At 51.0% G+C, this 21,595-nt stretch carries 23 protein-coding genes; 11 read left to right on the top strand and 12 right to left on the bottom strand.

Annotated features, from left to right (window positions below):
* Positions 1–50 precede the first annotated feature (50 nt).
* On the bottom strand, positions 51–569 hold the full coding sequence (locus M1D70_RS19930) for a MogA/MoaB family molybdenum cofactor biosynthesis protein (protein ID WP_090908257.1): 519 nt from the start codon (positions 567–569) through the stop codon (positions 51–53).
* A gap of 109 nt (positions 570–678) precedes the next feature.
* On the opposite strand from M1D70_RS19930, the gene M1D70_RS19925 reads away from it, so the two are divergent.
* The 7 genes from M1D70_RS19925 to M1D70_RS19895 all read left to right on the top strand — a co-directional run bounded on the left by M1D70_RS19925 (position 679) and on the right by M1D70_RS19895 (position 6,840).
* Positions 679–1,803 (top strand): CobW family GTP-binding protein, encoded by a 1,125-nt coding sequence (locus M1D70_RS19925; RefSeq protein WP_456287757.1) that lies wholly within the window; start codon positions 679–681, stop codon positions 1,801–1,803.
* Positions 1,804–1,930: 127 nt separating this feature from the next.
* Positions 1,931–2,269: a four-helix bundle copper-binding protein gene (locus M1D70_RS19920; protein WP_009590455.1), complete on the top strand. Its 339-nt coding sequence runs from the start codon at positions 1,931–1,933 to the stop codon at positions 2,267–2,269.
* Between the two features lie 167 nt (positions 2,270–2,436).
* Positions 2,437–3,678 carry an ROK family protein gene (locus M1D70_RS19915; protein ID WP_456287756.1) on the top strand — a complete coding sequence of 414 codons (1,242 nt, stop codon included), beginning with the start codon at positions 2,437–2,439 and terminating at the stop codon, positions 3,676–3,678.
* 5 nt (positions 3,679–3,683) lie between these two features.
* Positions 3,684–4,574, top strand: a complete 891-nt coding sequence (locus M1D70_RS19910) for an ATP-binding cassette domain-containing protein (RefSeq protein ID WP_456287755.1) — start codon at positions 3,684–3,686, stop codon at positions 4,572–4,574.
* A complete protein-coding gene (locus M1D70_RS19905; protein WP_009590692.1) occupies positions 4,571–5,302 on the top strand; it encodes a hypothetical protein in 732 nt (243 codons plus the stop codon). Before M1D70_RS19910 ends, M1D70_RS19905 begins: the two co-directional genes overlap by 4 nt.
* A gap of 79 nt (positions 5,303–5,381) precedes the next feature.
* Positions 5,382–5,846: a hypothetical protein gene (locus M1D70_RS19900; protein ID WP_009590626.1), complete on the top strand. Its 465-nt coding sequence runs from the start codon at positions 5,382–5,384 to the stop codon at positions 5,844–5,846.
* A gap of 67 nt (positions 5,847–5,913) precedes the next feature.
* The gene (locus tag M1D70_RS19895; RefSeq protein ID WP_456287754.1) at positions 5,914–6,840 is read left to right on the top strand and encodes an S-layer homology domain-containing protein; all 927 of its coding nucleotides are present in this window, start codon (positions 5,914–5,916) and stop codon (positions 6,838–6,840) included.
* A gap of 200 nt (positions 6,841–7,040) precedes the next feature.
* On the opposite strand, the gene M1D70_RS19890 is transcribed toward M1D70_RS19895, so the two are convergent.
* Together M1D70_RS19890 and M1D70_RS19885 are read right to left on the bottom strand one after the other, a co-directional pair.
* On the bottom strand, positions 7,041–9,146 hold the full coding sequence (locus M1D70_RS19890) for an ABC transporter ATP-binding protein (RefSeq protein WP_456287753.1): 2,106 nt from the start codon (positions 9,144–9,146) through the stop codon (positions 7,041–7,043).
* Positions 9,147–10,904, bottom strand: coding sequence for an ABC transporter ATP-binding protein (locus M1D70_RS19885; protein ID WP_456290469.1), 1,758 nt, complete (start codon positions 10,902–10,904; stop codon positions 9,147–9,149). It lies immediately after the preceding gene.
* A 584-nt stretch (positions 10,905–11,488) separates the two neighbouring features.
* Here M1D70_RS19885 and M1D70_RS19880 point away from each other — a divergent pair.
* Together M1D70_RS19880 and M1D70_RS19875 are read left to right on the top strand one after the other, a co-directional pair.
* On the top strand, positions 11,489–11,794 hold the full coding sequence (locus M1D70_RS19880; RefSeq protein WP_009590696.1) for a HesB/YadR/YfhF family protein: 306 nt from the start codon (positions 11,489–11,491) through the stop codon (positions 11,792–11,794).
* A gap of 46 nt (positions 11,795–11,840) precedes the next feature.
* The gene (locus M1D70_RS19875; RefSeq protein WP_456287752.1) at positions 11,841–12,290 is read left to right on the top strand and encodes an NUDIX domain-containing protein; all 450 of its coding nucleotides are present in this window, start codon (positions 11,841–11,843) and stop codon (positions 12,288–12,290) included.
* A gap of 139 nt (positions 12,291–12,429) precedes the next feature.
* Here M1D70_RS19875 and M1D70_RS19870 read toward each other — a convergent pair whose 3' ends face one another.
* Positions 12,430–12,942 carry a hypothetical protein gene (locus tag M1D70_RS19870; protein WP_009590651.1) on the bottom strand — a complete coding sequence of 171 codons (513 nt, stop codon included), beginning with the start codon at positions 12,940–12,942 and terminating at the stop codon, positions 12,430–12,432.
* A gap of 250 nt (positions 12,943–13,192) precedes the next feature.
* Here M1D70_RS19870 and M1D70_RS19865 point away from each other — a divergent pair, with 250 nt between their 5' ends.
* Positions 13,193–14,938 carry an ABC transporter ATP-binding protein gene (locus M1D70_RS19865; protein ID WP_009590722.1) on the top strand — a complete coding sequence of 582 codons (1,746 nt, stop codon included), beginning with the start codon at positions 13,193–13,195 and terminating at the stop codon, positions 14,936–14,938.
* An 80-nt stretch (positions 14,939–15,018) separates the two neighbouring features.
* Here the strand turns inward: M1D70_RS19865 and M1D70_RS19860 are convergent, their stop codons facing one another.
* The 7 genes from M1D70_RS19860 to M1D70_RS19830 form a co-directional block, all read right to left on the bottom strand.
* Positions 15,019–16,206, bottom strand: coding sequence for a DUF6080 domain-containing protein (locus M1D70_RS19860; protein WP_456287751.1), 1,188 nt, complete (start codon positions 16,204–16,206; stop codon positions 15,019–15,021).
* 165 nt (positions 16,207–16,371) lie between these two features.
* A complete protein-coding gene (locus M1D70_RS19855) occupies positions 16,372–16,692 on the bottom strand; it encodes an EamA family transporter (protein WP_036671549.1) in 321 nt (106 codons plus the stop codon).
* Positions 16,682–17,023: an EamA family transporter gene (locus tag M1D70_RS19850; protein WP_009590672.1), complete on the bottom strand. Its 342-nt coding sequence runs from the start codon at positions 17,021–17,023 to the stop codon at positions 16,682–16,684. The genes M1D70_RS19855 and M1D70_RS19850 overlap by 11 nt, the downstream gene beginning before the upstream one ends.
* On the bottom strand, positions 17,011–17,643 hold the full coding sequence (locus tag M1D70_RS19845; RefSeq protein WP_009590646.1) for an HAD-IB family hydrolase: 633 nt from the start codon (positions 17,641–17,643) through the stop codon (positions 17,011–17,013). The genes M1D70_RS19850 and M1D70_RS19845 overlap by 13 nt, the downstream gene beginning before the upstream one ends.
* Before the next feature lie 29 nt (positions 17,644–17,672).
* Positions 17,673–18,527, bottom strand: a complete 855-nt coding sequence (locus M1D70_RS19840; protein ID WP_456290468.1) for a decaprenyl-phosphate phosphoribosyltransferase — start codon at positions 18,525–18,527, stop codon at positions 17,673–17,675.
* Between the two features lie 275 nt (positions 18,528–18,802).
* On the bottom strand, positions 18,803–19,246 hold the full coding sequence (locus tag M1D70_RS19835; protein ID WP_009590654.1) for a DUF441 domain-containing protein: 444 nt from the start codon (positions 19,244–19,246) through the stop codon (positions 18,803–18,805).
* 128 nt (positions 19,247–19,374) lie between these two features.
* Entirely contained in the window at positions 19,375–20,352 is a 978-nt protein-coding gene (locus M1D70_RS19830; protein WP_009590683.1) for a YpdA family putative bacillithiol disulfide reductase, read from the bottom strand.
* 219 nt (positions 20,353–20,571) lie between these two features.
* Here M1D70_RS19830 and M1D70_RS19825 point away from each other — a divergent pair, with 219 nt between their 5' ends.
* On the top strand, positions 20,572–20,877 hold the full coding sequence (locus tag M1D70_RS19825) for a DUF2087 domain-containing protein (RefSeq protein ID WP_009590655.1): 306 nt from the start codon (positions 20,572–20,574) through the stop codon (positions 20,875–20,877).
* An 87-nt stretch (positions 20,878–20,964) separates the two neighbouring features.
* Here the strand turns inward: M1D70_RS19825 and M1D70_RS19820 are convergent, their stop codons facing one another.
* Complete coding sequence (locus M1D70_RS19820; protein WP_009590690.1) at positions 20,965–21,591, bottom strand: FMN-dependent NADH-azoreductase; 627 nt, start codon at positions 21,589–21,591, stop codon at positions 20,965–20,967.
* Positions 21,592–21,595 lie beyond the last annotated feature (4 nt).

Raw genomic sequence — 21,595 nt, 5'->3', positions numbered from 1 at the left:
CGGATGCCCATATGCATCCGGCCTTTTGCATGGTGCCCGGCGTTAGTTGGTTATGATCGGTGTTTATCCAGCTCATATTTGACGTGCCGCAGCTCAGGCAGGAGGATACGGTTCATCGCAAGTTTTACGGCACCGCTGGAACCCGGCATCGAGAAAACGGCTGTGTGGCTTATCGTGCCGCCGATCGCGCGGCTTAGAATAGCCGCAGACCCGATATCTTCGGTGAAGCTGAGGAAGCGGAAGATCTCTCCGAATCCCGGGAGTTCTTTATCCAGCAGCGAAGAGACCGCTTCATAGGTGGTATCCCGGCTCGAGATGCCTGTTCCGCCGGTTAGTAACACGATATCGATCTCCGAAGCGCTGGCCGCGGAATAAATCGTTTCACGGATCGTTTCGTAGTCGTCTGGAACAATGCTGTATGCCACGACGGCATGTCCGGCTTCTTCGAGCAAGCCGATCATCAGTTTGCCGCTCTTGTCCGTGTCCTTCGTCCGCGTGTCCGAAACCGTAATCACCATACAGTTCACGGAAGCGGGGGATTGCTGTTTATGTTCTTGCGTTGAATTCATGCGTTATGACAACTCCTGTTCAGTTAATGGCGGGACGCTTGCGGTAGACGGATGAAATGTAGTACACTCGCTAGCATAATAAACAAATGTGCGCAAAGGAGTATGGAACGTGGAGCACGTAACACCCATTTATATTTTATCAGGTTTTCTCGGCAGTGGAAAAACGACATTGCTTAGCCGCCTCATTGCCTCCTTCAAGCAGCAGGGATTGCGGCCGGCCATTGTCATGAACGAGATCGGCGAGGTTAACATTGAAGGGCTGGCAGCCGATGAAGCGGTGCCGACGGCAGAGATGCTGAGCGGCTGCATCTGTTGTACCATTCGTTCCGATTTATCCTCCGAAATCGCGCTGCTGATCCAGCGGGAGCGGCCGGATGTCATCGTTATCGAAGCGACGGGAATCGCCAATCCGATGGAAATTCTGGACGCGACAGCGGAAGCCTCATTATATATGAGAATTGACGTGAAAAAACTGATCACTGTCGTGGATGCCGCGCATCTGCTGCATTTGAACATAGAGCAGAAGGGAAAGACCTACCGGTTGATGCAGGAGCAGATTCGCGCAGCCTCCGCGCTCGTCCTTAATAAAATGGACCTGGTCGAGGACCGGGACAGAGAGACGATTCGAGAGCTGGTGAAGCGGTGGAATCCTCATGCCTCGATTGTTCCTTCGGTGCGATGCGACTTGAATGTTGAAGATTTGCTGCAGAGCGATCCCGGGGATCGGAATGAGCATTCGATTGTACATCATCGAGAGGCCGGGGATGCCCATGAGCACAGAGACAAAAACAAGCAAGCCAACAGCGCTGAGCATGACCACAACCACAGCCACGAGCATGAACACAGCCACAGCCACGAGCATGACCACAGCCACAGCCACGAGCATGACCACAGCCATGAGCATGACCACAACCACGACCAAACACATGATCATGGCTCCCATGATCATGTCATGTCGTACACATACTACTTCAGCCATCCGGTAAACAGCGTGGAGTTCGAACGATTGATAGCCGGGCTGCCAAGGGATGTATACCGGGCGAAGGGCATTCTCACTTTCAGCGATACGAACAGCCGTTTTTTGTTCCAGTACGCGTTTCGCGAATCCGATTTTATGAAGATAACGCCCCAGGGCCAAGTGCCGGATGTGGTGGTGTTTATCGGGGAGCATTTTCAGAAATCGCTGCTAAGGGAGCAGCTTGAAAAGCTGGAGGGGAAGACAAGCGGGGCCTAAGTCAACCATTTTGCCTGATCATTCTGGGCAATTGTACCTTGGGACTTTCTGGCCGCGTTTGATTCAGAGGGCAGTCGAACGTTTAATACAAAGGCATAGCGTAATAACTACAAGGAGGATCTATCCAATGTTAAATGAACTCAAATATAAAGAATGCATCGAAGCATGTCTCCAATGTATGAACGCTTGCAATGTATGCTATGTATCCTGCCTGAAAGAATACGAACTGGCCATGCTTCGCGATTGTATTACACTCGACAGAGAGTGTGCGGATATTTGCGCGTTCGCGGCTCAAGCCATGTCCCGCAAAAGCCCTTACGTTAAGGAGATTTGCGAGCTCTGCATCAAGGCATGCCTGGCTTGCGCGGAAGAGTGCGAGAAGCATGATCATGAGCATTGCAAACAATGTGCGGAAGCATGCCGGAAATGTGCCGAAGCATGCCGCGAAATGCTGAGCCACGTTTAATCTAACGAGTTTCTATTGTGTGATATAACTAGGCCTGATTTCCGAATAGGAGGTCAGGCTTTTCATTTGCAGTTCGAGTAATGGATTTTACTAACTCCGAATTTTCCCCTATGATAGAGGTGTGAGAGGGCAAGAACAATTATGGGTAAAAAGAATGAGGTTGTAAGATGAACAGTTCCGTTGGCAAGAACAATCGGCATGTCAAAAACCTGAATCGTATCGGCATTATCGCGCTGCTCCGCGACTACGGCAGTTTAACGAAAGCGGAAATCGCAGCCAAGATGAATTTGACGTTTACCGCCGTGAACAATTTGGTGGATGAGCTGATGAAGGATCGATTGATTGCTGAAGCCGGGTTTTATGACGAGTCCATCCGGGGCAGGAAGCCCAAACTCCTCTCCTTGAATCCCGGTGATATTTACACGGTTGGCGTTCATATCAGCGCCTCCTTCGTAAGAGCGGCAGTCATTAATTTGCAGGGGAAAGCGATGATGGAGAAACGCTCCTCCTTTGAAAATAACGCCAATCGCGGCAGCGTGGTGAATGTCATAATCTCCACGATCCAAGACGTATTGGACGAGTCGGGCCTGAAGTCCCAAATCATCGGCATAGGGGTGGGAGCTCCTGGACCGCTTGATCCGGTCCAAGGCAAGATTCTGTCTCCGCCGAACCTTCCCGGACTGCATCAGGTACGATTAAAGGGACTGATCGAGGAGAATACGGAGCTTCCGACCCAAATCGAGAAGGACGCTAACGTGATGGCACTCGGTGAGTTATGGTATGGAAACGGCAGGCATTTCAACCATGTGGTATACGTGGATGCGGATATCGGGATAGGTAGCGGATTGATCTTCAACCAGAAAATATATCAGGGCTACCCTTTTGGAGCCGGTGAGATCGGTCACTGCACGATCGATATTGACGGTCCGCGCTGCAATTGCGGCAATACCGGCTGCCTGGAAGCGATCGCATCCGGTATGGCCATCGTCCGCAGGGTCGGAGAAGAGCTGCGGCGCGGAGCTGCCAGTTCTCTTCAATCCTCGTTTGATGGCAATGATCACGGATTGGACATCACCGATGTGATCACGGCCGGTCTGGGCGGAGATCAATTGGCTGCCAATATGCTGAACGAATCGGCTCGTTATGTCGGCATATCCCTGGCTAATGTCATGAATCTGCTAACCCCGGAGACCATTATCATCGGTGGAGTCCTTGCGAACCGGTACCCGGATTTCTTCACATATGTAAGAGAAACATCATATAACAGAAGCTTGTCCAGCTTTCACGATAAAATCGTGCTTCAGCCATCCAAGTTGAGAGAGTATGCGGGCGTCATAGGCGCCGGCACGATCGTGCTCGAAAAATACCTGAACGAAATACAAACACCAGAATATGTGAACAGGAGTTGAAGTGTTTGCAGGAACTGCTGGAATTGAACGGAGTACATAAGCGTTTCGGTAAGTATGCCGTCCTGCATAACATCACCTGGAGCATCTCCCGCGCTGAGTGCGTTGCGATAACGGGAAGCAATGGCGCAGGCAAGAGCACCATGCTGCATGTGATCGCGGGGCTTGCTAACCCTTCGGAAGGGTCCAGGATCGAATATGGAACATCGCTGCGCGTCGGCTATGTACCGGAACGTTTTCCTGCGCTGCGGTTTCGCCCTTCCGAATATTTGCGCCACATGGCCGGCATTCAGGGCATGGACAAACAAGAAGCCGCGAAGCGGATCGATGCCATGCTGAATGTGTTTCAACTGCAGGACATGAAGATGACGCTATGCTCCAAGGGGATGCTGCAGAAGGTCAATATTATGCAGGCCTTGCTTAGCCAGCCCGATCTGCTGCTTCTGGATGAGCCGCTTTCGGGATTGGACGAGTCCTCCCAGATGGAGATGATCGGCATTCTGACCGAGATCAAAAGACAAGGAACGGCTATCGTGATGTCCGTTCACGAGCCGCTGCTTATTGCTTCGCTGGCTGACCGGGAGACGCGGCTGCGGCAGGGGCGGATCGAGCGGGACGGATTGCTTGAAAGGAGTCCGCATTTAGAGCGGATGAAGCTGGAATTCACGCACGTTTCGCCAGACAACATGCTGGAGCTTGAACGCCGCCCCGGGTTTCTCTATTGGATATCCAGAGGCAACCCGGCATCGATGATGGTTACGCGGCAGGCAACGGACGACATGCTGCTGGATATTTTGCAGTCTGGCGGTTCGCTGATACGGCTTGAGCCTTGGCGCGGGGAGATGAAAGAGCCCGATCACCCCGGTTCGGGCAAGCCTATGGAGGGGGAGGGAGCATGATGGGATCCCTGATTCGTTACTTGCTTGCCAGTTACACAAGATCTTATCGATACTTCGCTCCGATTGCATTCATGCTGATCTCGGTGGTGTTCCTCTACTCCTACCGGCCTAACCCGATCATGGACAGTTATGCCGTGACGGCAGCCTTTCTGTTTGTCGGCTCAGCTTGGCTGGGGTTGAATTTCCACAATCACGATCAAGGGCGTCAAACGATGCTCCTTATTGTTCACAGCGGCAAGGCCCTACGATTTTATGCTGCCCAATATATCACGGTAAGTCTTCTGTCCATCCTATTCAGTGCATTCGCTGTCCTTTATCCCGTCGTGTTCGGGATGTTCGATAAGCCGATTACATTCTACGAGCTTGCACTTGGTTATGTGGGACATGCCGCAATGTCCTTGCTGGGCATTTCGCTGTCCTTATTCTTTCAGTTCGGCTTCATGGAGAACCAGGGAAGAGCGGCAGGGTTACTATTCATCGTGATCATTGTTTCCTTGGCCGGTCAATCCATTGTCCAGTTCGATCATGCTTATTGGGGAGTCATCCCTTACTTGCTGCCGCCTGTCTCCGTCATGATGGACCTGTTCATGCATGCCGACGAGCGGTCACCGGCCGTCAAACTCCTGACAATCGCCTATTCCTTCATCTACGGATTTATTTTACTGGCTGTTTATCTATGGACGGCCTCCCGCAAGGATGCAGCCTCCATGATCCGAAAAGTAGGTTGAAGTAGGAGGAGTCTTCCTTTACCATAGGAATATACACAAATAGAAACGGTAAAGACAGCCAATACTAGAGGAGGATACCATGAAACAAACTCGACTGCTGGACAGTGACCACTCCAAAGAGCTGTTTGCCTATTTCGGATTAGCGGTGTATTATTCACAGGCCCTTGAGCAGCAGCTCGCGAATTTGTTGATGCTGATCAAGCTTTCTCAAGGAAATGTGCCTTCAGAGGAAGATTTCACCGAATTATATCAGCGGAAACTAAGCAGCTCCCTGGGCCAGCTGGTCCATGAGATCCAGCATTACTTTCCGTTCTCCGAGGAAGAGACGCTTCAATTAAAAGAAGTATGGAAGCAGCGAAACTATATCGTTCATGATTATTTCAAAGAACGGATCCATGAGACGTTTAGCCCGGCCGGCCGTTCCCGAATGATACGGGAGCTGACGGCATTTAAGGACCAAGCCCAAGCGCTGGAGCAGAAGCTTCAGGGTTACTCCCGCGAGATGTACGTAAAGCTGGGCCTGGATAGCGAAAAAAGCGTGTAGAAGAAAATGCGCTTCAGATGAAACATATTCCAGCACCTCTGCGTCAGGAATAATAGGAGGTGTAACTATGAAAAAAACAACCAAATTATTAACCGCTATGCTTGTCACTTCGTCATTGCTCGGTGTCGGCGCCGCCTCTGCTTTTACGGATATACAAGAGGAGAAGCCATTGCAAATGGTGAAGGAACTGCAATCGAAAGGGATTATCCAGGGCATCAGCGCCGACAAATTCGCTCCGTCCAAGACGATAACGACCGCTCAGGCAGTGCAGATGGTCGTGAATGCAGCCGGCCTGGAGGTGCAGCCGAACTTTACGGGCCGCTCGTTCGACAGTGTTCCGAAGGATGCTTGGTTTGCCGAAGCCGTGAACATTGCGGCTCAGAACGGATTGTCGGTATCCGCGGACATGAAATGGAATGAGCCGATCACGCGCGAAGGGTTCGCGACCTTGCTCTCGGAAGCGATTCAGAAGACCGGGAATTATCCCGTGATCATGATGTATTTGCATGTGGCCGACGAGGATCTGATGAAAGAGGAGAGCCGCGGGGCCGTGCAATTCCTGCTGTTAACCAAAATCGCGAAGCTGGACGCGAACGACAAGTTCCATCCGACGAAGAGTTTATCGCGAATCGAAGCGGCAGAGCTCGTATACAATTCCATTCGATTCATTGAGGAGCATCAAAAGAACATGATACCCGAAAAGCCGGACCAATCTGAACCGGATGTAAGCACAAGCGTCGTCAAGGTGGACGAATCGCAGAATAAAGTCACGGTAACCAAGGAAGATCTGCCGAATCCGGGGTATGGCATTAAAATTACTTCGGTCGACTATGTTAGCGACACCGAAGCCGTAATCTACTTCAAGGTTGTGCAACCCGATCCGGACAAAATGTACCCGCAAGTCATCTCAAAATCGTCCGATGACGTACTCGTGCCGTCCAAGTACACCAAAATCACGGTCAAAGCAGCCGGTACTCTTGATTCGGCAAAGTAATTCTTGTTATGTACCTGCAGAATACGATGTAAAAAAGAAGGCTGTCCCCAAGCGAATGTTACATTCGACAGGGGACAGCCTTTTTAAAGTGTCAGAAAGTATAAACTTACAAGCCTGGACCTTCCGGATATCGCAAGAAAAACTACGATATTAACCGCGGTCTGTCTTCATATGACTGCGTTAGCTTCGCCTTACGTGGTCTATAAATGCCCTCCGGCCAAGTTGCTGTTGGAAGCGGCCAGCACCGTTTCCTTATTCTCTGGAACCGAAGCCGAGCTTCCTTGCTGGAGCTGGTACATTTTAAAGTACCTTCCGCCCAAGGCCATCAATTCGTCATGGGAACCCTGTTCCACGATTTCTCCGCGGTGAAGAACCAGAATCTGATCGGCGCTGCGGATCGTGGATAAGCGGTGAGCGATGATAAACGTTGTACGTCCGCGCTTCAGAACCTCCAGCGCGTCTTGGATCAAGGCTTCCGTTTCCGTATCGATGTTAGCGGTGGCCTCATCAAGGATCAGTATGGCCGGGTTGAACGCCAATGCACGGGCAAACGAGATCAACTGGCGCTGACCGGCGGAAAGCGTGCTGCCTTTCTCCAGCACCGGCTCATCAAAGCCTTGCGGCAGATGGGCCAGGAGCCGATCTGCACCTACGTCGCGAAGGGCCTGCTCTACCTGTTCCCGGGTAATGTCCGGATCGCCCAGGCTGACATTGGATGCAATGGTGCCGGTGAACAGGTACGGATCCTGCAGCACGATTCCCATATGCTTGCGGAGCCACTGCTTCGGAATATCCGTGACAGGCTGGCCGTCAATCGTGATGGTGCCTTTTTGCGGGTCGTAGAAACGGAACAGCAGATTGATGATGGAGCTTTTGCCCGAGCCCGTATGCCCGACAAGCGCCAGCGTCTGTCCTTGCTTCGCTTCAAACGAAATGTTCTTCAGCACGTAGTCCTTCTTGTAAGCGAACGATACGTCCCGAAACTCCACATTCCCCAAATATCGCGGCATGGAGCCGTCCGTTACTTTTTCGCCCGTTTCATCCATCAGCTCGAAAACCCGCTTGGCGGAGACGATGGAGGTATCGAGCGCGGCCAACTGGTTGACCATGCCCGTAATCGGCTGGAACATGCGGCCGAGCAGATCGACGAAGGCGTACAGCACGCCGATCGAAACGATCCCGGCACCGTTCAGCGATGCCGAACCGAAATACCAGAGCACGACCACAAAGGAAACGTTACGCAGCACATTGACCAGGTTGTGCGTGGTGAAGGAGTTCAGATTCAGCATTTTGTTCTGATGGGCCATATAATCCGCGTTTAGTGCCTCGAACTCGTCCTGGGTCGCTTTTTGGCGGCGGAATACACGGATGATGGCCATACCCTGGATGGATTCATTGATAATGGCGTTGATCTCGCTCAGACGGGAGCGGATAACCGTATTGTATTTGGTTGCGAATTTACGGTACAGGATGGTCCATACAATCAGCATCGGGATGACAAACAAACTGATCAAGCCCAGTCTGACGTCCAGAAGGAACAGGGCGACATAAACACCCGTGATATAGACCGCGCCGGAGCTGAAGTTGGATAATACCGCAACGAAGAGGTCCTTAACCGCTTCGGTGTCATTCGTTACCCGGGAAACGACTTTGCCAGCCGGCAGATTATCGAAGAAGTTGACGGGCAAGCGCTGTATATGGGCATATACATCGGTACGCAGCTTCTGGATGACCCGATTGGCTGCCGATTGGAGCCAGTACGTTCTGCCGAATACCGTTATCATGGAGATCAGAAGACAGATCAGGAACAGGCCAACGAGTTTATAAATGCTGGGCAGCTCGGGTTTGTAAAATTCAAACAGCTGTTCCTTGGTTAATTTGACAGCCGGGTATTGCAGCTCTTCCGAGGCGTAGGAAATCGTCAATACGCCATCCTGGAAGGAACGGTTTCCCTCGGTTCGGGTTACCGGCTCATCAATGAAATAGAAGCTGCGGCCTGCCTGAACGAGGCGCACTTGATGGCCTCGCGTCTCGCCTACCTGAAAGCGATCCTCACGTTTATAATAAGTTCCATTATAGGATGCGGCACCCTGAGCCTGCGTCGTCTCATAATAGGGACGCTCGATGCCCAGGATATGCTCGTCGATCATCGTTTTCGCGATGAAGGGTCCTGCCAGCTCGGCGGCAACGCCGATGGCCAGCAGAATCAGGGCGGTGATGAAGGTGCCCTTAGCCGTTAAGGCATAACGGAAGAGCCGTTTGGCAATTCCGGATTCATTCGAGATGGTTGTATCGCTTGGAGTCAATTAAGACACCTCCTCCGAGGTCAGATTGTTTTCCACCTGCTGGCGTTCGAATTGCTCGCGGTACCAGCCGCCGAGTTCCAGCAGTTCGTCATGGGTTCCCTGCTCCGTGATTCGGCCGTCCTCCAAGACGACGATTAGATCGGCATGCTGGACCGCCGAGAGGCGATGGGTGGAGATCAGGGTCGTTTTACCAGCGCGCTTGCTCCGGATATTATCGATGATTCTGGCTTCCGTCCGGGCATCTACCGCGGACAAGGAATCGTCCAGAATCAGGATTTCAGGGTCGCCGATGAAAGCCCGGGCCAGGGATACCCGCTGTTTTTGCCCGCCGGACAGCGCCACGCCTTTTTCGCCGACAATGGTATCAAGACCATCGGACAGGGTGACCAGATCGCGGTCAAACGCAGCGGTCGTAATCGCCTCCATGATCAATTCGTCGCTGGCATCCTTCTTGCCGAATTGGATGTTCTGGCGCACCGTCTTGGAGAACAGGATCTGCTCCTGCGGCACATACCCGACCCAGCTGTGGAGCTGATCGGTCGCGAGCCTCTCCATCGGCACGCCGGATATGAGGATATCCCCGGTTCCGGTAGGATATTCATGCAGAAGCTGCTTCAGCAGCGTCGATTTGCCGCTGCCCGTGCGTCCTACAACGCCCAGCGTCTGCCCTTTTTGCAGCGTAAAGCTGATATTTTGCAAATTTTCGATCGTTGATGTCGGGTAACGGAAGGTGACATCCTTAAATTGAATCGTGTCCGGAACCTTCACGTCTACGGGGTCTGCGACGTCGGCAACATCCGGCGGCGTCTTCAAGGTTTCGTTGACCCGATCCAGCGATGCGTTACCCCGCTGCATGATATTGATCAATTCCCCGATCGCAAACATCGGCCAAATCATCATCCCGAGGTACATATTGAACGATACGAGATCTCCGAGCGTGATTTGATTTTGGAACACGAGGTACACCCCGTAGGCCAAACCGATGACGTAGCTGAGACCGATGGAAAAATTGATGGTCGGCTCGAATAAGGCATCCACTTTGGTAACCGCCAGATTTTTACGATATACGTCATCCGTAATATCCTGGAAGCGCTGCTGATCGGCGCGTTCCTGCACATAAGCGCGGATGACGCGCACGCCGGCTACGGATTCCAGCACCTGGTCGTTCATGTCTCCGAAGGCATCTTGAGCCAGCGTATAGCGCTTATGAATGGCTCTTCCGTAGATCACCATGCCAATGGCAATGATCGGCATCGGCAGAATCGCAGCCAGCGTCAGCTTCCAGCTGACGATGAAGCCCATGGCGAACAGTACGACGATCAAGTAGATGGTGGAGTCCGTCATGACGAGCATGCCGAAGCCGGCGGTTGCAGCCACGGAGCGAAGGTCATTCGTCGCTTTGGCCATCAGGTCCCCGGTACGGTTGCGCTCGAAAAACGGAGGAAGCATCCGCAGCAAATGGTTCATGTACCGGGTACGGAGCAGGCGTTCCACGAGGTTTGCGCCTCCGAATAATCGGTGCATCCATATGTACGTGGCACAATAAACGACAGCAACGATGCCGAGAATCATGAGCAGGTATTGGACGAGGGACGCCCAGGTTATGGAACTGCTGACGATATCGTCAATGGCGTTTCCGAGCAGGAGCGGCGGCAGAAGCTCAACCAATCCGCAAAAGATGAGCAGGGCCAGGCCGATCAAATAACGTTTTTTCTCACGCTTGAAAAACCAGCCTAAATTTTTAAGTACGGCAAACACATTATCCCTTCCTTTCATATCGTTCTGGCATCATATCATCCGCAAAAACCAAAAAAAGCACATCATCCGACGACGGACGATATGCTTCATTAATTTTGAACTTATCATACGCACGGTGATCATGACTTCCGCGCAAAGGTCAGCTGCTTCGTTCTAATTCATTCCGACAACGAACGAACGAGGCTTGATGATGATGAGACAGCACCAGCGGGGAGTCGATCCATATTGAATTGTAGGGAATGATAATCCAGATGATCTTTATCCATCGCAAACAATTTCAGCATGTCACTCACCCTTTCTTCGTCATTTTACATTTTATTCAAATCGATCTCGTATGGACTGAATTTTATCACCATGAACTGGAATGTGTCAAACTTATTTTTTTGGATCCTCGCGAGTCATTCTTGTAATGAAGGAACGCCGGAACCTTATGTCACTATTTAATTATCAAAATGATTTGTATCCTAGCGTGCGTATGCGTTATGATAATATTGCAGCTAAATTTGGATACCGTCCCTATGATCTCCGGTCTGCCAAATAGATAGGGATCAACATAAAATAACGTCTAAGGAGGTGCACGACACATGCAAATTCAAGTCAGCGATCAGGCAGCACGTTGGTACAAGAAGGAACTTGACCTTCAAGCCGGCACGTTCGTTCGCTTCTTTCCACGCTATAGCTCAGGCGGCGGGCTCCATCCCGGCTTTTCGCTCGGTATTTCGGTAGAAGAGCCAAGGGAAGCAGGACTGACGGAGCGTTCGGAAGAGGTAACTTTCTATATGGAAGAGCAGGATCTGTGGTATTTGAAAGGGTATACGCTACGCGTGAAATATGAGGAATCCTTGGATGACATTTCGTATATTTATGAAGAAGAGGGCGCAGTAAATTAACCTGATGAGAGACTGCAGCGCCATCTAGGGAAAGGAGGTTCCCAAGATGAGCGTATATCACCGTGATATTCGCCAGTATATCGGCAAACGTTCGGTGGTCCGTGTGAAAGCGGCGGTGCTTGTGCTGAACGATAACGGAGAGATTCTGCTCCTGAAACGTCAGAACAGGGACGAGTGGGGACTTCCGATCGGAAACCTGAAGCCCGGCGAAGCTCTTGAAGACACAGCCTCCAGAGAGCTGTGGGAAGAGAGCGGCCTGACCGCGGACGATATGCGACTCTTGGACCTTGTATCAGGTCCGGAGTATATGAAGAAGCAGCTTGGTGGAGATGAGGTATATTATGTAATCGGCGTTTACGCGGCAACCGGTCTGCACAGCGCCATTCATTTGTCTCCGAATACGGAAGTATCTCTTAAATATTTTGATTTCCAGGCATTGCCCCCTATGGATGCGATCACGATCCGCTTGCTGGATAAGATAAAAAAGAAGAGCTGAGGCTCGTTCGTGGCGGCAGATGTGCATGCTTTAAATTCCCCGCACGGGGAATTTTTTTCGGTCAACATGAGGAGTCCCTGCCCCATTCAAACCGGGGAAGGGACTCCTTTTGCCTTGTGTAAGCAAGTACACAGGATACTTACGGCTGCCCGGATAACGGGACCTCCAGTGCAAAGTCAAAATCGTCGATATCATAGACCTGTACGGGAAGAGCGCTTTCAACGATGCGCTGAATCAACTCGTATTGATCCGTCAATATGGGAGCCTCCGCTTTTTGGGAAGCCAGCAGCAGTTCGGTCTCAATGGGATCGAAGGACTCTCCGTACGGTGCGGTGTCCATGGTGTTCATGACCGAGACCCGAGTGGTTTCGCTAACGGGAATGGTCGGACTTTTGGACCAGGGAACCTGGAGGGCCCGCTCGATTTTCTTTTTGTTCAGCGGCTCTTCGAAATACGATATCAATTCGCCGATCTTTATTTTGACGTGCTGGTCATCAGCACTGCTATTCATGAGATGTTCCTCCGTTGTATGAAGCTCATATAATTCCAAAATCGTGGTATATGGAATGATGTATTCGACGGGTTTGGGTGGTACTAACAGCTGACCGTAAATGGCCAGCATGACCGCCTCCGTCACGAAAATTCTGGTCATGACTAAATCCTCCTGCAGACATGATACATTTCATGAGTTTAGAACTAATAAAGCATTGAAGCTCTCAAATGTCAACTGCTCTTCGTCTGTCACAAGATGGATGTCCCTTGAGAAAGACCTCCATCGTTGCACCTTTACAGAAGGCAGACAGTGTTTAGAAGGGCGTTTTTCTTGCGATTATCGAAGGAGTTCACCTTCGCAGAAAACGTTGTGCATTCTATAATCTGAAGAAAGGGGCTGTGATTCACCTTTGAAGTCATGGAAAATCTATTATCCGTTCGTTAAGCCGTATATGAAGTGGATCATTCTCACCCTCATCATCGGCATGATCAAATTCGCGATCCCGTTATTGCTGCCCATGATCATGAAATATGTCGTGGATGATCTGCTGATCAATCAGCAGATGAGCATCGAGCAGAAAATCCAGGATCTGATGTGGATTCTTGGAGGCACGCTGGTGCTGTTTGTCATCGTTCGCGGTCCGGTGGAATACCTGCGGCAGTATTTTGCGCAGTTCATTACGAGCCGTATTTTGTTTGATATGCGTAACCGACTGTATGCGCATCTGCAGCGGTTGTCCCTTCGTTACTACCAGAATACCAAGGTAGGCGAGGCAATATCGCGTTTTATCAATGATGTGGAGCAATCGAAAAACCTGGTGGAAGTCGGTATGATGAACATCTGGCTGGATATGTTCACACTGCTGTTCGTATTAGTGGTCATGTTCTTCATGAATCCCGTTTTGACGCTGGTTGCCATCTCGATTCTGCCTCTCTACGGACTAGCGGTGAACTTACTCTATAAACGGCTTAAGCGCTTGACCAAAGACCGGTCGCAGGCTCTCGCGGGCATTCAGGCATACCTGCATGAGCGGATTCAAGGGATCTCGGTCATCCGAAGCTTTACCCTGGAGCGTTATGATCAGAAGAAATTCGAAGGCATCAACGGAAATTTCCTGAATAAAGCGATGGCCCAGACGCGCTGGAATGCGCTGACCTTCTCGGTGATTAACACGCTGACCGATATTGCGCCTATTCTGGTTATCGGGTACGGGGGCTACCGGGTGATCCAGGGAGATCTGACATTAGGCACGTTTGTTGCCTTCTTCGGTTATCTCGACAGGTTGTATGCGCCTCTTCGCCGCCTGATTAACTCTTCAACGGTGCTGACGCAGGCCTCAGCGTCGCTGGAGCGGGTCAAGGAGCTTATGGACGAGCCGTATGACATCGTGGACCGTCCGAATGCCAAAACGCTCAAGACCGCGGGACAGATCGAATTCGACCGTGTTTCCTTCAAATACAATGACGCTGCGGGATGGGTGCTTCAAGATATTAACCTGACCATTCAGCAGGGACAGACGATTGCGTTCGTCGGCATGAGCGGCGGCGGCAAATCGTCCCTGATCGGACTGATTCCGAGATTCTACGATGTGCAGCAGGGCGCTGTGAAGATTAACGGCCACGATGTCAGGGATTTGACGCTGGACAGCCTGCGCGGATCGGTGGGCATGGTCCTCCAGGACAACTTCCTCTTTAGCGGCACCGTCCGTGAAAATATTCTGTTCGGCAATCCGGAGGCGGATGAAGCTGCGATCGTCGCCGCTGCCCAAGCCGCCAATGCCCATGACTTCATTACCCAGCTGCCGCAAGGCTATGACACGGAAGTAGGCGAACGCGGCGTCAAGCTGTCGGGAGGTCAGAAGCAAAGACTGGCGATCGCCCGCGTCTTTCTCAAGGATCCGGACATTCTGGTGCTGGATGAGGCGACCTCGGCGCTGGATTTGGAATCCGAGCATCTGATCCAGCAGGCGCTGCAATCCTTATCCAACAACCGCACCACATTGATCGTCGCCCATCGTCTTTCGACCATAACGCACGCCGATCAAATCGTTGTGCTGGAGAATGGAAGAATTACGGAGCAGGGCACGCACGGCGAGCTGATGACTCTGGATGGAAGCTATGCCAGACTGTACAACGTGCAGCATTTGGAGACTTAATTACACGAAAGACCCGTCCTTCTTAGGCATGGCATTCGGCCATGCTTCAGGGGACGGGTCTTTTGATATGTTTACCAGTCTTATTTCTCTATATGTTTGAACACCGTGTCATAGGTCGTCTGAATATAGTCCAGAGAATGACCGTGCAGCACGATATTGTTGACCAGCGTGATGAGCAGGAACAGCGCCATGACGCCGGTGAGGACTTGTTGAAGCCGGAGGCTCTTCGTCTTGGCAATGAACAGCGCAGCAAGCACGAACAGCGCAAACAGATAATGTCCTGCGTAGAGGTAGAGATCGTAAGCATATGTGGCCAATCCGAACCCCACGATGATGTGCAGCAGAATGGCAAACAGAATATAGATGGAAAATGCCCAGGTATCGCGGGAACGGATGCCCTTGATGAAGGACAGAACAGCCAGGAGCAGTACCCCGATCCCGACGATATGGACATGGATCGGATACGGTTTGGCCAGATCTGTCACGAACGCTGCGATTCCCGGATCGATCATGGCAAGCTCAGGCGACAGGATCGGGCTTACAAACAGCATGTAGAAGACCCGGGAATGATGCTCCCATGAAAAGGGAGAAACATAGCTGAGCGCACCGTTCTGCACGCTTGAAAACACGTTCGCGATCCATGACTTACCGGAGAACAGCAAGTGCTGAAGCAGGGTGACGATCACCACCATCCCCAGAAAAATCAGCATAATGATGATAAACCTTTTGAACGTATCCATTCGGCGTCGATCGAACAGGCTGATCAGCAACGCTCCCGCGAACGTTGCCACATTCGTGGACGTGATCCCGAAATTAATCAGGGCCAGGGAGGCACTCGGCATGACGGCATACCGGTCCTCCAACCGGCTGTAGTGCAAATAAGCGGCCGACAAAATGATCATGAATTGGGCATACGCGTATGAATCCGGAATGAATGCCGTGAACAGCGAATATGAGCTGATACCGAAGAAAGCCGCCGTTACGAAGGACAGCAGCCAGCCGGCTCCGCTTCGCCGAACGATGTAATAAACCAAGGCTGCACTAAAGGCGTTCAAGACGGATTGAATCAGAAGATAAGGGAGGTTGGAGCTCCCGATCATCGTTGTTAGCGGACTCGTCAGAAAATTAATGAACGGATGGATGATCGAAATATTTTCCGGTCCATACTCCATCGAAGGGTCGAAGTTAAATAGATTCAGCGTAAAGGGCGCACCGTAGAAGGGACTGTGAGGCATCAATTCGGCTGCGTGATCCTTGATGTATGTCACAAAGGGAAGGTTTATGAACACATACCATAAGGCAAGGCAGACGCTTAGCCCGACCGCCGTGTAATTATCTTTTCTATTTCCAAATAAATAACTGAAAAAAGTCATGTTTTTCGTTCCACCAATCTATCCGTGATATGTATTGAAATTCGGCCTGGCGGCATTCGTTTACCAGATCAGCAGCAGCAATCCGGATATGATAAAGGCAACGCCTGCGATTTTTCGAATGCCGATGGTTTCCTTGAACACCAGTTTGGCAAATAGCAGCGCCCACAGGAACGTAAGGGCATTGGCCGGCATCACCAGCGTATACGGAAGTTTCCCAAGCAGGTAAATGTTTAACAAGGCACCTAATCCGTAGCTAAGAAAACCGATCAGCAGCAGCTTGATCCGTTTGCCCGCGGTATATCCTTTGAAGAATACGCTGCCCAGCGAGCCCAGCAAGGTCATTAGGAGCAGAAGCAAGTACGGCAGCACGTCACTTTTCATAGGAGGTTAATGTCACCCCGATTCCAAGCAGGGCCACGGCGGCCAGCTTTTTCAAGGTTAACGGCTCATCCAGAAAGAACTCCCCATAAAACAAAGCCACGATATAGCTGATGCACATTAGGGGATAAGCGACGGACAGCTTCTCCAGGGAAAACGATTTGATCATGAGGATGGCTCCCAGGCCGTAACAGACAAACCCGATTCCCATATACACCAAATTGGCGTGCCCCCATTTCCAGAACAGCTGGCCGGTCGCCGTCAAAAAAGCCGACAGGATCATAAACAGCTTGCCTAAGTGGCGCGGGGCGCTCTGCGCTTTTACTTGTTCCATGTTAATCCCTCGCATCCATGGGCGGACTTTTGATTGATCAAATATTTGTGCTTAACAAGCCGAAACATCGGCAGATCGGATAAGGAATCGGAGTACGCGCAGGAAGTGTCGTAATCAATGGCCAGCCGCTGCTCGCTTAAGTATTGCCGAATCCGGTTCACTTTCTCCTCCCCCTTGCAGTTGTTTCCTTCAATCATCGACGTGAAACGCCCATCCCGAACGGATAATTTGGTGGCAATGACCGCGTCGACGCAGGGCAGCTCCGCAAAGTATCTCATGTAAGCGTCGGGGGACGCGGTTACGAGCAGGACATGATAGCCCTCGCTTTTCTTCAGCTGCATTTCCTTCAGGGCATCCGGGAAGATGGCAGGCTTCAATTCCGTTTCGTAAAAATGCTTCAGGTCGGCGTCATCCAGATGGCGCATCGCATGAAAATACGCGCTTTTTGCCTTTTCGGCTTCCAGGAGACGGAGCTTGTAGAGCAGGGAATGCAGTACGACTTTCAGGATGACCGGTGTCGTGGAAGGGTGTTTTCGTATGCCGTACTTCAAAAATTGGAACATGGAGTCCGTATGGATGACCGTTTTGTCGATGTCAAAAATAGCGAATTTCTGATTCATAAAATTTCCCTCAATTGCCGTTTTTTTAATTACTCAAAATAGATCAATATTCCGATAACGCTGATGACATAGAGGATCACGGTGACCAGGATGTGCGAGTCCTCCAGGAGCACCCGGTCCGGGGCTCCGCCCTTTTTCTCGATATGAATCAGATAAAGATATCGGAACATCCCGTAGATGACGAGCGGAATGGTCCACATAAGATGAACGGTCCTGCCTGACGTAAAGGTAAAGAGCGAATAGCTGATGATGGTTGCCGTTGTAACGATGCTGCTCATCTGGTCGAGCAGATCAAACGAGTATTGATCAAGGACCTTGCGGTGAGAGCCCTTGTCATGCTGCAGCAGATGAAGCTCATGCCGTCTCTTGCCGATCGCCAGGAAGAGCGATAGCAGCATGGTACATAAAAGGAACCAGGGCGTGAACGGGACGTGAATGACGAGCCCGCCTGCGATGGCGCGCAGCACAAACCCGGTCGCGATAATCATGATGTCGATGATGACAACATGTTTCAGCCGGAAGGAATAAGCTACGTTCATGGCAAAATAGAGCAGCAGTAATGCGGTAAACAGCGGATTGAGCAGATAAGAGACGGCCAGCGAAGCGATCAGCAGCAGTATGCCGAACACGACAGCCAGCTTAGGCGGGAGTGCTCCCGAGGCCATGGGCCGGTATTTCTTCACCGGATGGTTGCGATCCGCTTCGCGATCGGCATAATCGTTCACAATGTAGACGCAGCCCGAAACGAAGGACAGCAGGAAGAAACCGATCAAGGTTTCAACAAGCGACCCCGGATTTACCGTTTCAAACGAGAAGAGGGGGGCTGCAAATATTAACAAATTTTTGGTCCATTGCTTCGGCCTTAGCTGCCTGAAGAGCAGCATGGGAAGCTGCTTTAACGGGGCAGCGGCCGATTCGGTATTCGTTGAAGACAATTGTGTTACCTCCTGATACATCCTAATTCGTAGGGAAATACGGGAAAAGCCGTTAAAATACGATAGCTATCATACCATAAAATAGACTATATATGGTAACGTCCCGTCCGGCATGGTACTTAAATATAGAACAAATAAACCTCCCTTAAGGTTCATGAAACCGGCAGGGAGGTTATTGGCCTTTATCCTATTTACCTATAAAATATCCTTTGCGCCGTGAGACTTCACGATTTGCCGATAAGTAAGGAAAGCAGGCCGGCTGCAATGAGCGGCCCGACGGGCACGCCGCGGAATAGGGCTACCCCGAGCACGGTGCCGACGAGCAGGCCGGCGACTACCGTAGGGTTGCTGCCCATCAGCGTGGCTCCGCGTCCGCCCAGATAGGCGACAAGCATGCCGACGGCGATGGCCAGAAGCGACTTCCAATTCAGGAAGGATTCACCGATCGTTTGGAGACTCATTTTGCCGCTCGCCAGCGGAGACATTACGCCAATGGTGAGAATTATGATGCCGAGGGTCAGCCCGTATTTCTCAAGCCATGGGAAGGCTTGCTGGAAGCCGGTGACGCGGATGAGCAGCAATGTCAGCATGGCTATGGTCACGGCGGAATTGCTGCTGATAATGCCCAGGCCCGCCATTGCCAGCAGAATGAGCGAGGTAACGTCCAATGGAGATCACTCCTTATGATTTAGATATCAGAAGGTATGAATGACCGATGAGCAAGCCTTCCTGATATCGTAAAAAACATCAATTACAAGCGGGTTGTCTTCCGGGAATATACGCTGAAAGACGTTGGTTACACCTTTGTGCCCAGATGCTCCGCGATCAATCGGCCGTGCAGCCTGCCGGTTTCAATGAACACCTCATTGGCATTACGGCCGGACGCAATTACGCCGGCGACGTACAGTCCCGGAACATTGGTCTCCATCGTATCCGGATTATAGAGAGGTTTCTCCATATCTTCATCAAGCTGGACGCCGGAAGAGGCGAGCAGTTTGCGATCGGGACGGAACCCGGTCAATGCCAATACAAAGTCGTTTTCGATGATCGATTCTTGTCCCTGATTCGAAAGGACGGTAATGGAAGACTCCGCGATTTGAACGACGCGGGAGTTGAGATGAAGCTGGATATGCCCTTTTTGAACCATGCTGTCGAACAGGGGCCGAACCCAAGGTTTAATGTTCTGCGAGACTTCCTCGCCCCGGTAGACCATCGTAACCTCGGCCCCGACACGGATCAGCTCCATGGCTGCATCCACCGCGGAATTGCTGCCGCCGATGATCGCTGTTTTCATGCCGGCATAAGGATGGGCTTCCCTGAAATAATGGGTTACTTTCTCCAAGTCTTCACCAGGAATGCCAATATAATTCGGATGATCAAAATAACCCGTAGCAATGACTACGTGTTTGGCTTGTCGAAGGGTCTCTTCACCGCCGCGGCGCCGCGTCTTTACCTGAAAGCTGCCGTCAGGCTGCTTGGTTATGGTGAGGGCTTCTTCGTATGGGGAGATATTCAGGTTGAAATGTTTGGCGACCCGACGATAATAGGCCAGCGCCTCGTGCCGGTACGGTTTGTCATTCGATATGGCGAACGGAACTTCTCCGATTTCAAGCATTTCAGCCGTACTGAAAAACTGCATATGGGTCGGATAGAGATAAATGGAATGGACTACGTTGTGTTTATCAATGATCTCGCAGCTGAGGCCCTGGCGGCCGCACTCAATGGCAGCTGCTAGACCGCATGGGCCTGCGCCGATAATTAAGACGTCGAGCATGATGAACCTCCTTATGTATTAACCTTACGCTATCTATCAGCATTATAATCCTACAGCAAATATCGCGATAAATCCAGAATGCAGGGAATCGCACTCCCGCCCCAGCGGGCCTGATGCAGAAAGAGATTGACAAACAATTGTAATTTAATTAATATCTAATTAGATTGATATTAAATTAGAAATTCGTTAAATTGTTTGCCGAAAAAGGAGGAGTCCATCATGGAACAGACTGCCCGAGAAGCCTACAAAGCATCCGTTCTTCGCAGTTTTATTGCTAAGGACGGATCCTTGCGGTCCATCCCGGCACAGTATAAAAAGAAGCTGGTCATCTTGGAATTTTTGGTGGAGCAGCTAGAGGCGGGGAGGGAATATCCGGAAAAGGACATCAATGCGTTTATCAAGCGCTATCACGAGGATTATGCGACGATTCGGCGAGAATTTATCAATCATCGATATATGAGCCGGGATCAGGAAATCTATATTCTTAACCCGCGCGAGGAATGGACGCAGTGGGATGCGCTTTAAACGAAAGCAAAAAAGCTGCCTTCACTGATTTGGTCAGTGAAGGCAGCTTTTTCGAAGTGCTATAAGAGTGAATACGTATAAGTTCAATTAAAATCCGGCAGCGGCCTTTTTAACAAGCTCAAGACCGTTCTGAACGATCATTTCCGCTTCGTCAGGGAACTGGTTGTGGCCTTCGATGATGAGGGTTTCGATATCCTGCACGCCCCATTGACGAAGATTGCCCATAACGAAGTTGACAGCCATCTCTGCTGCAGCCATAGGACCTTCGGAATAATTGCCGCCGCGTGCATTCAGGATGACGACTTTTTTGCCGGTCACGAGACCTACCACGCCTTGCGGTGTATATTTAAACGTTTTGCCTGCTTGGTTCAGGTAATCGATATAGGTATGAAGAACGGCAGGGACGGTCATGTTCCACAGTGGGAAAGCCAGCACGATTTTGTCTGCGGCAAGGAACTGGTCAAGATATTTGCTGACATTGGCAGCAGCCGCTTGCTCTTCAGGAGTAGCTTCCAAACCCTTGGCGGCTTTGAACATACCGTTGATGGCTGTTCCGTCGTAATATGGAAGATTCTCTGCGAACAGGTCAAGCTCCGTGATTTGATCTTCCGGATGGCTTGCTTTGAAGGATTCCAGAAACTCATGGTACATTTTTACGCTGACCGATTGTTCGATCGCTCTGTTGTTTGCTTTGATGAATAGTACATTCGACATGTAT

The organism is Paenibacillus sp. AK002 (assembly GCF_053903045.1).
Note: the sequence above shows the minus strand (reverse complement) of the source record. Positions and strands in the feature narration are given on the sequence as shown.